The organism is Actinoplanes sp. NBRC 103695, assembly GCF_030269485.1.
Lineage (GTDB): Bacteria > Actinomycetota > Actinomycetes > Mycobacteriales > Micromonosporaceae > Actinoplanes.
In genome coordinates this window covers 1-9,269 of record NZ_BSTL01000076.1, presented here as the reverse complement: position 1 = coordinate 9,269, position 9,269 = coordinate 1, and the positions used below count along the sequence as shown (strand labels likewise).

The following is a 9,269-nucleotide window of genomic DNA, read 5'->3' as shown; positions in this document are numbered from 1 at the left end:
AGCAACACGGAGGAACCCGGCCGAGCGCCGGGCCCTCACCATGCCTACAGAACAGCTAAAAGCACGCGAATCGCATTCATCGAATCATAGCTATGGGCCGACGGCCAAGCGAAAGACTGAGGCTAGCCGTGCTCGATCGGCCGGATGGTTGACGGTTGCAAGGTCAGCGGCTAGATCGAGAACTCCACATAAGAAGCGGGAGACCTTCTCATCAAATCCGTTGAAATGCACGAAATAGTGGCCGCCTTGATCGACCACCGTCAGGTCCTCCCATTTAAATCGAAGGATCCCAGACCAGTTGCCTGCCATGATGCCGCTTGTGAACGAGCTCGTGATGCAGATCGCCGGAGCAACTCTTCGCGGTCTGCTGCCCTACCCCGACCTGCCACGCCGGCTGGCGGTCCGACGTCGCGCATGGACTCTTGCAACAAGCGTGGACTGGCCGCGCGACGAATCGGACGCTGACGGTGACTCCTACGCTCGGCTGGCGTTGTTGAGGCTGCTCGAGCTGCAGCGTGCGACGCGTCGTGCGGTCCAGACTCGTCAGAGAGAATCGTCGGCGCTGCTGGCGCGGACCGCGATGGAGACCTGCATCCTCGGCCTGTGGTGCCTTCATGAGCCGACCGCTGCCGACAAGCTTCGGGCATCCGAGCTACGGAACGGACCGCTGATGCTGACGTTCTTGTCGAGCGCCGGGCTCGTTCCCCAAGACCTGATCCGGCAGGCCGTAGGTGCGCTTGGTGAGCCAGGCAGGCTCCCCGACGTCCGCTCCATGGCCCAGTTGGTCGACTCAAAGACCGGCGCCAGCCTTGGAATTCATCTCTATGACGCGGCGTACCGGCCAGCGTCGCACTACTTCACGCACGCCACCGGCGCAGCGCTGCTCCGACACGTCACGGCCGACTACCGCTACTCGGCGAAACCGGCAAAGTCCTGGGCCCGGCGGGCACCGGTTCGGCTGGCTGATGCATGCGTCGGTGTATTGGCTGCTGCGATCGCCGACCGGATCGGCAACCCAGCACAGGTCCGACTGTTCGCCCGCTATGCCGAAAACCACGCCGACCGTGTCCTGCCTCCCATGCTGGTCACCACCGGCAAGGCGCTCGCAGGCCGAGTCAACATCTCGGCTATTCGAACCACCTTCAGAGAAGCCAGGATGACGAAGTCACGTCTGGAACTCGAACTCTCGCAGGACCAGGACTCAGGCGAACGTGAAGCTCGCGTGCGTTCGATGTTCGTCAGCCTGACTGCCTCCCTGGGAGTCGAGGACCTTCCGCCGGAGTCCGTACAGCCTGTGCTCGACTTCTTGGTTAAGAAAGTCTTGGATGGTTGGGCCACCGAACACGCGAACCGGTCCTCAACGTCGGCGGGCACCTCGCCCCTGCACGAGGCGTGAAGCACCCCGACCTGGCGACCGCACCGTAACGCCAGGAGCCATGGCCAGCACGATCCGGCCAGCAAGTCACTGCGATGGGTGATTGATCGTTATCCCGGTTGACGGCGGTAGGAGGATCGGGGATGGCGACGCGTAAACAGCTGGTGATAGTGCTGCCCGGGATCGGTGGCAGCGTTCTCGCTGATCGGGCTGAGCGCGTCGTTTGGGCGCTGGAGCCGGGCAGGCTGCTGGGCGCAGGCCGTGATCCGGGTTGTCTCAGTCTTGCTGAGAATCCAGACCTACGTCCGATGGGGCTGGTTCGATCGCTGCAGCTCATGCCTGGGTGGTCGGTTATTCGAGGGTATGAGCGTCTCGTCGAAAAGTTACGCCGGCTGCCTGGCGCGGTGGTAGCTGATGGCCCGCCCGGTACGTGCCCGGACGCGAACGTGGTGCTATTTCCGTACGACTTCCGGAAAACCGTGGCGCACAACGCCGAACTGCTCGCGCATGAGGTGTCGCAGCGCCTCGCTCATCTTGGCGGCAATGCGCAGCGGCGGGTTGTGGTTGTCGCCCACTCGATGGGTGGGCTGGTCGCTCGTTATTGGCTCGGCCCCCTCGGCGGCCACCCATGGTGCCGTGCCCTGGTCACCTTGGGAACGCCACACCGCGGTGCGCCGAAAGCTCTCGGGATGCTGGTGAACGGCCCGCCGCTCGGGCTCCTCAGCGCGGCTACCGGGGTGCTGCGCGAGTGGCCGGGCGTCTACGAGCTCCTGCCCACCTATCAGGCCATCTTCGACCCATCGGCCGACAGAGCCATGCGCCCTGCCGAGTTGCCGCTGCCGTGGCTAAGCTCCCCCGCGAGACGTGCTGCCGAAGTTCATGCGGCGATTGCTGCCGGGTGGGACCAGATACCTCGAGGCCTGCCAGAGGTTGAGCCGCGGCTGGGCTGGAGCCATGGCACGCCGAACGCCGCGTTCTGGCAGGACGGGAAGTTGCGTGTCTCCAAGGATTCACCGCACTGGTTGGATCTGACCGCGTGGAAGCACGACAAGGGCGACGGCACAGTTCCTGCATTCTCAGCCCTGCCTGCGGAGATGGAAAGTCACTCGTCGGCTTTCCGCCGGGAGAGGCTGCGGCACGCGCCGCTGGCGTCGGCTGGGTTCGTGGCCGAGCTGGTCGAGTCGTACGAGCGATACGGCAGTCGGCCGCTGTCGCCGATTCGCGGGGACGGACAGATATCTGCCCTCGGTCTGGACCTGGACACCGAGCACGCCTCCGGCGATTCGATCGATGTCCAGATATCGGTGGAAGGCATCGCTGAGGCGCCGAGCACCGTAACGGCCGTACTCCGAGCCGGTGAATCGGTCCTGCAGAGGGTGCGGCTCTCGGCCGAAGGCGGGAGCGGGTATCGAGGCGTGTTCGACCCTGTGCCACCCGGCTTCTACGACGTGCAAGTCACCGCCGCCGGCCTGTCCGGCGCGGACCGGCTGACCATCGACGATACGATCGCGGTCGTCGGCGAGTGAGCGCCTGGCCTCGGTGGAGCCTCGCCGGAGAACCAGCGGCGCTCGCGAAGTACGTGCAACCGGACGCGGTGGCGGCACATCTCGCCCTGCCCGGCGCGTCCAGTTCAGATCCGGCAGTCCGGCTTGCTGAGGTGTATCGCGTCCTGGTGGCGGCCGGGATCCGATACGCCCACGAGGCGCCTTCCGACGAGCCCGGCCGGCGGCAGGTGATCAGAACACCCGAACAGGTGCTCTGGTCGCCCCGCCACGGCACCTGCCTCGACTTGGCGCTCGTTCTCGCCGGGGCCGCGCTGGTAGCTGGCCTGCACCCGATCGTCATCATCATCGCCCCGGCCGGCGGAGAAGCGGCACACGCGCTGGTCGGATTCTGGATGGCAGACGACGACACCCTTCCGCTCGGTGATCCCGACGGCGTGTGGTCACATCGCCCGCCGCAACTGACCGACCTCGTGCAGACGCACTGGGATGAACCCTCCGACCTGGTCGTCGTCGATCCGGTCGGCTTCACCACGGCTCTTCCCGGCACCACCGTCCCCGGCACAGGGCTGGATCTTCCCGCAGCCGTGCAGCGCGGTGCCCAACTGCTGGCCGAGCGCGACTGGCTGCTCGGCGTTGACATCACTAAATTGTGGCGCGCGCAAGACGCGCTGCCCCTCCCCTCCCACCCGGCGGTCGACCCGCTGCGCGCCGGCTACGTGGAACCACCCGACGACAGCCCGTTGCAGGTGCTACGCGCCGACTACGGGCTGATCCCGTTTGTAGACCGGGAAGAGCTGGCCGAACTGCAAGCCTTCTGCCGACGCGTCGCCGTGGGCGACCACACCGGCGTAGTGGCGCTGACCGGCGCAGGCGGGGCAGGCAAAACCCGGCTTGCGCTGGAACTCTCCGAAACCCTGTCAGCGGCCGGCTGGCACGCCGGCCTACTACGGCCCGCCGCGACCCCGGATGATCTCGCCTGGCTCGGATCGGGAGCCGCGCCGCTACTGGTCGTCGTCGACTACGCCGACGCGCAGGTACCACGAGCCAGACACGTCCTCGCCGCCCTGCAGGCACGCCTTCGGACGCGACCCGCGGTAGTGCTTCTCACCGCCCGGTCGGCCGAAGGTTCATGGTGGCCCGACATCATCACCGATCTTCGCGACAACGGCCACCCGCACGAGGTACTCCAACTGACGCTGCCTCCCCATCACCCCTCCGGTGCCGCGATCCTGCGCGAGACGATGTCCCAACTCGGCCAGGACCACGCTGAACCGCCGGACGTCAAGCACCTTGAAGGCAGCGCCTCCGGCCAGCTGACAACCCTCGACTTCGTCCTGCTCGGCTGGTCCACGGTCATAAACGACGACCCCGCACCACTCGGCCTCGACGCGCTCTACGACAGCGCCCTAAAGCACGAGCTCAGCTACTGGCGACGCACCTGGGCCCGCATTCAGCCAGGAACTGAGGCACCGGACACGCTGCTGCGCAAGGCAGCGACGCTCGTAACACTGCTGTCACCGCCTCCGGACGAGGCCGCAGTCGCTGACTGCCTGAGCGGGTTGACCCAAGCGGGACCGGACCGTGTCCACGACCTCGCCCGCACGCTCGTCGTCTGTCTCGGCCCGAAGCCCGGGGAACCGCTGTCCATCCGGCCCGGCCCGCTGGCCGACCATATGATCCGCACCTTACTGCGTCGTGACCGCGCCGTATTGTCCACCACCCTCGCAGGACTCGCCGCGAACGCGGCGGGCGCTGCACTATTTCGGCTCAATCGAGCCACGCGCACCGCCGACGCGACGGAGGCGGCCGCCGCGCTGATGGTCGAAACCGTACGCGCCGTGCCTGATCGATGGCGGCAGCTGTTCATGGTCGCCTACTTCCAGACCGGACCGGCATTGACGGCAATGATGGAGGTCGTCGGTGACGCCGGCATTGTGCCGTTGGACGAGCTGGCCGGGTTGATCCCGCCGGAACACCCTGCCCTGTGGCATCTCGGCCTCCAAACGGACCGGCTGCGGCTGCTCCGGCTGCGTGAAGATCCCGGCGTCGACCCAGAACTGATCGCGGGCGCAGTGTCGAGCCTTGCCGTCTGGCTGAGCAAGGCAGGCGATCTCGACGGCGCACTTACGGCGGCCACCGACTCGGTGCGACTGGCGCGCGAGCTTGCCGCTGGCGATGCACGCCACCGCCGGTTGCTGGCCCGAACCCTGAGCAACCTCAGCAACCGGCTCAGCGATCTCAACCGACACGAAGCTGCGCTCGAGGCGGCCCGCGAGTCCGCCGACATCGAACGAGCCATTGCATCCGAGCGTCATGACCACGAACTCGGCATTGCCCTCGACATCCTCGCGGTCCGCGAGAACAAAGCCGGCAACGCGGCTGCAGCGCTAACCGCCAGCTCTGAGGCCGTCGCTCATCACCGTGCCGCCGCGCCGGCACCCGGCACAGACCGCTACGCCGAGTACGCCGCATCGCTGTACTCGCACTCCAGTCACCTAGCCGCAGCAGGACAACACACGGCCGCCCTCGATGCGGCCAAAGAGTCCGTCGAGGTGGCCCGCATCGCCACCAAACAGGACCCAGTCCACGTCGTACGCTTGGCGGAGGCCCTGCGAACGCTAGCCAAACGGCAACAGGATGCGGGAGACGCACCCGCAGCCGTGGCCAGCATCGAAGAAGCCGTCTCCCTTAGCCGCTTCCTTGCGACCGCCAATCCGGGCCAATACCTACCGATGCTCGGCGAGTTCCTGCTCGTGGCGGTCAGCGGCCACGATGCCTCCGGTGACCGAGCGACGGCACAGCACCGCCTGCTGGAGGCCGTCGACGTACTGCGGGATTACCAGCGTGACGACGCGGACCCGGCCCGTCTCGTGCAGGCCCTGCTGGATCTATCACAGCGTCACGCTTTCGACGGCAGATTCGACGCGTCGCTGGAGATCGTCCGTGAGGCCGTTGCCACCTGTCGGGCGTCGACCGCCGCAGCCACGGCCAATGTCATTCTGCTGGCGGCGTGCCTCCACGCACTGTCTGAAGGGCTGGCACTCAGGCTCGATCATGCCGGGGCACTCCGTGCGGCCCAGGAATGCGCCACGCTGATCCGAACGCAGCCGGTCGAAAAGAAGGGCCTCGCGGGTGCACTGCACATGCTGGCGTCCCGCCAGCGCGCCGTCGGCAACGACCGCGCGGCCTCGGCAGCGCTTGTCGAAGCCGCAAATCTCTATCGCGATGTGGCCGGCGGGGGTACGCCTGATGTCGGCCTGCCACGATGTCTCAAGGAGCTGACCGACCTGCACGTCGCAGGAGGGGACATAGACGCAGCCTTCTCCGCTGTCACGGAGACAGTCGACGCCTATCGCCGCCTTGGCGATCCACTCCTCGAGGAAGAGTTCGCCAGCGCCCTTAACGCCCTGTCATTCCTACAACGACGCACCGGCGATGTGCATGGCTCATTGACTACGAATATTGAGGCGGTGGCTCGTCTCCGCCAACTGCCCTCAACGCGCGGCATCCGAAAGCAGCTGGCCCCGGCCCTGTCCAACCTCTCCAACCGATACGCAGAGGTCAGAAGCATTTGTGAAGCTCGTGAGGCGATTGACGAGGCGGTCGAAATCTTTCAGTCGCTAGACGCGGACCAAGACCCCGAGCTACACCCCTACTTCATGGCCGCGCTGGCCAACCGATCCGACCGGTACCGCCCGTCATAGGGCTCACGGCGACAGGCACGGAACGAACGGCTCGATCCCGGCCTCGCTGCTCGCAATCGGTCACCCCGATGTAGGAATGCAGTGTCATGACTCGAACGGGTGGGAGACCACTTCGACGATTGCCACCGCCGGACACAGCTCGTAGGATAGAAACCAGACACCTAAACAAAAGGGTACCGGCTCGAGGCATACAAAATCGGCGTCGCGTATCATGTTCGCATGAACACCGTGCTGTGGCACGGGTGCTTTCATGGAGGGCTCAGATCCCCCCTCGGACACAACCGATCAAGGCGCGAGCTGCGCTTTCGCGGTGTGCATGGACTTCGGGTTGGCACACACACCGAGGTCAGCAGCGTGGAGGTGCGAGTCGCCCTCCGACACGCCTGCCCGGCACACGCGGTACATTGCGAGCGATCGTCTCCCGCTGATCGGGTGGCAAGCTGGTTGCCGCGTCAAAGCTGGCCGATACGTCGAGCTTTGACGGCGCGGGGCGAAGCTGAGACGTCGGTAACCAGCGACCTCGCCCGTCTTCGACCAGGAGTTGCGGTGAAGGGGGTCACGAAGAAAGGGCCGACAACCTCCCCGACGCCGTCATGCCGAACTCGAGCACCGGAACGATGCGGGGCGACGCCCCCGAAATGCTGCGCCGGGCGAACGAGACGTGGTCCTCCGCGTAGGGCACGATCCTGCGCGGCCTGCTCGCCGCTGCCGCCGACGCCCCGGCGCTACTCGACCTGACGCGCGAGAGGTGAAGCGCGGATACATGGAGCGCGCCTGGACGGCCATGCTGGACGGGCCGTCGGCCGCGGCGAGGCGCTGCGGGGCGGCCTCACACCCGAGAGTGGTGACGACACCGGGAATGCTGTTGCGCTCCGAGTACGCGATGCGCGGCGGCCTCTCCGTCCCCGACGATCATCGTCGAGGTCTTCCTCCCGTTCGTCCGCGGCCGCGGCGCCTACGGCCTTTCTTGAGACTCTCGCAACGGTGCCTCGATGTAGACGGTCCTCGCCGAGAGCCAGGCTCCGAGGCGCTCCATGGCGTCTCGGTGCCGGCCGCGGAAGTCCTCGAACGGCAGAGACCGGCCCATCGGAGACCAACCATCCCGGGCTCCGAGAAGTCCAGATCGTCGTAGTCGCGCCGGACCAGAGCGCCGGCGTCGAGCTCGAGTTTGAATCGGACGAGCCAGCGGTCCTTGGCCGGGTTGATCTCGTACGCGTGCAGACGCAGGCCGAGCCGCCGGAGCACGGCCGTCTCGTCCTCCGGGTCGGGGTAGAACGTCGACCACGCGAAGTAGTCCTCGACGGTCTCCTCGATCACCGCCAGCAGATCGCCAGCAACCGTGGTTCCGTCCCAGTGCAGGGCAACCACGAGCCCGGCGACCAGGTCGCCAGACTTCGCGTCGAGCACTGCGACGCGAGGGACATCGGCGACTCATCGAGATCCTCGGGGCCGCGCTCGGCCAGCGGGCGGATGATGCCGGGGTTGCGGATGCGCACGACGATGGTGTGCTCGGCGTACGTCTGCTCGACCTCGTCCAACCACCGCGCCACGACCTCCCTGCACTCCTGGCTGGTCGGCATGCTGCCGAGCGCCAACTCGCGCGTCACCGCCCAGTGCGCCGACCGGCTCGGCGACGACCGGCGAACGAAGGCGGTGTTGGTGAAGCCCGGCATCTCGACGGCCGCCCGGATGAGGAGATCGTCGACGCCCAGCCGGTCACGGCGGGCGAACGCTCCCGCCTTCAGCACCTCGGTGGCGTGCCAGCCACCCACGGTGGACAGCACATGACCCAGCTTCTCGGGGCTGCCCTCCTCCAGGTCGTCGGCGTGATGGCCGGGAAGGACATTGTCCAGAATGTCGTTCTCGACCGGGTCACGCGGATAGTCCTCCCCGGCCGGCGACCGGCCGGCCGTCCCGAGGATGACGTAGAGGGCATACGGGAACATGACCTCATGCACGTCGTTCTGCATCAGGATGCCGATCTGGTGCGGCGCCCCCATCTTGGCCAGCGCGGCCGATATCAGGGTGAAGTCGTCGTGCCGCTTCGCCGGATCGGAATACAGAAAGACAGCGTGCGCCGAGTTCAGCACGACGGAACCGCACCGCGGGAGCGGCTCGACCCGGGTGATGGACCAGGCGCCGTCGGCCGGCTCGGCCCGGTAGCCGACCACGTCGTGATGCCGCGCGGCGTAGTCGGTGAAGGCCCGATGGAGTTCGCGCCAGTGCGTCGAGACGAGGATGCACCGGAACTCGGACTCGTCGATCTGCTGCTGTGAACGCAGGATCTCGCTGTATTTGAATATCTCATGGGCGGCCTCGCGAGCGCTGTGGTCAGAGCACTTGACCTCGATCACCGCCACGTTGCCGTACCGGTCGTGGGCAACGATGTCGACGCGGCCCGACGCGCCGTCCGGGTCCCGGAGGGTGACCTCAGTGTCGACGAGCGTCATGCCGGGCTCGATCAGTTCGAGATGACCGGCGAGAAACTGCGTGAATTCGCGCTCCGGAACGTGACCGCTGCTCATGACGTCCTTACAGCTCGACGAGGACCCTCCTACCTTAGAGGGCATCTGATCCTCGATCAGGTTGATTCGCGTTTGCCGGCTGTCAGCGGGCGTGCTGGTTCGTTGGCAGTACATGGGGATGGAGCGACGTCCATATCGATCGGACCTGTCGGATGCTCGG

Annotated in this window: 4 protein-coding genes; 3 read left to right on the top strand and 1 reads right to left on the bottom strand. The window is 66.5% G+C overall.

Features of this window, described 5'->3' with window-relative positions; genetic code table 11:
* The first annotated feature begins 319 nt into the window (after window positions 1–319).
* From QSK31_RS48100 to QSK31_RS48090, 3 genes are all read left to right on the top strand, one after another.
* Entirely contained in the window at window positions 320–1,396 is a 1,077-nt protein-coding gene (locus QSK31_RS48100; protein ID WP_285691926.1) for a hypothetical protein, read from the top strand.
* A gap of 122 nt (window positions 1,397–1,518) precedes the next feature.
* Window positions 1,519–2,901, top strand: a complete 1,383-nt coding sequence (locus QSK31_RS48095) for an esterase/lipase family protein (RefSeq protein ID WP_285691925.1) — start codon at window positions 1,519–1,521, stop codon at window positions 2,899–2,901.
* Window positions 2,898–6,584, top strand: a complete 3,687-nt coding sequence (locus tag QSK31_RS48090) for a tetratricopeptide repeat protein (protein ID WP_285691924.1) — start codon at window positions 2,898–2,900, stop codon at window positions 6,582–6,584. The genes QSK31_RS48095 and QSK31_RS48090 overlap by 4 nt, the downstream gene beginning before the upstream one ends.
* Before the next feature lie 1,313 nt (window positions 6,585–7,897).
* On the opposite strand, the gene QSK31_RS48085 is transcribed toward QSK31_RS48090, so the two are convergent.
* Window positions 7,898–9,109, bottom strand: coding sequence for an endonuclease NucS domain-containing protein (locus QSK31_RS48085; RefSeq protein WP_285691923.1), 1,212 nt, complete (start codon window positions 9,107–9,109; stop codon window positions 7,898–7,900).
* Window positions 9,110–9,269: the final 160 nt, after the last annotated feature.

Excerpts from the sequence above, each read along its gene's own strand:
- QSK31_RS48095 (WP_285691925.1), top strand. The coding sequence starts at position 1,519 with ATGGCGACGCGTAAACAGCTGGTGATAGTGCTGCCCGGGATCGGTGGC.
- QSK31_RS48085 (WP_285691923.1), bottom strand. The coding sequence starts at position 9,109 with ATGAGCAGCGGTCACGTTCCGGAGCGCGAATTCACGCAGTTTCTCGCC.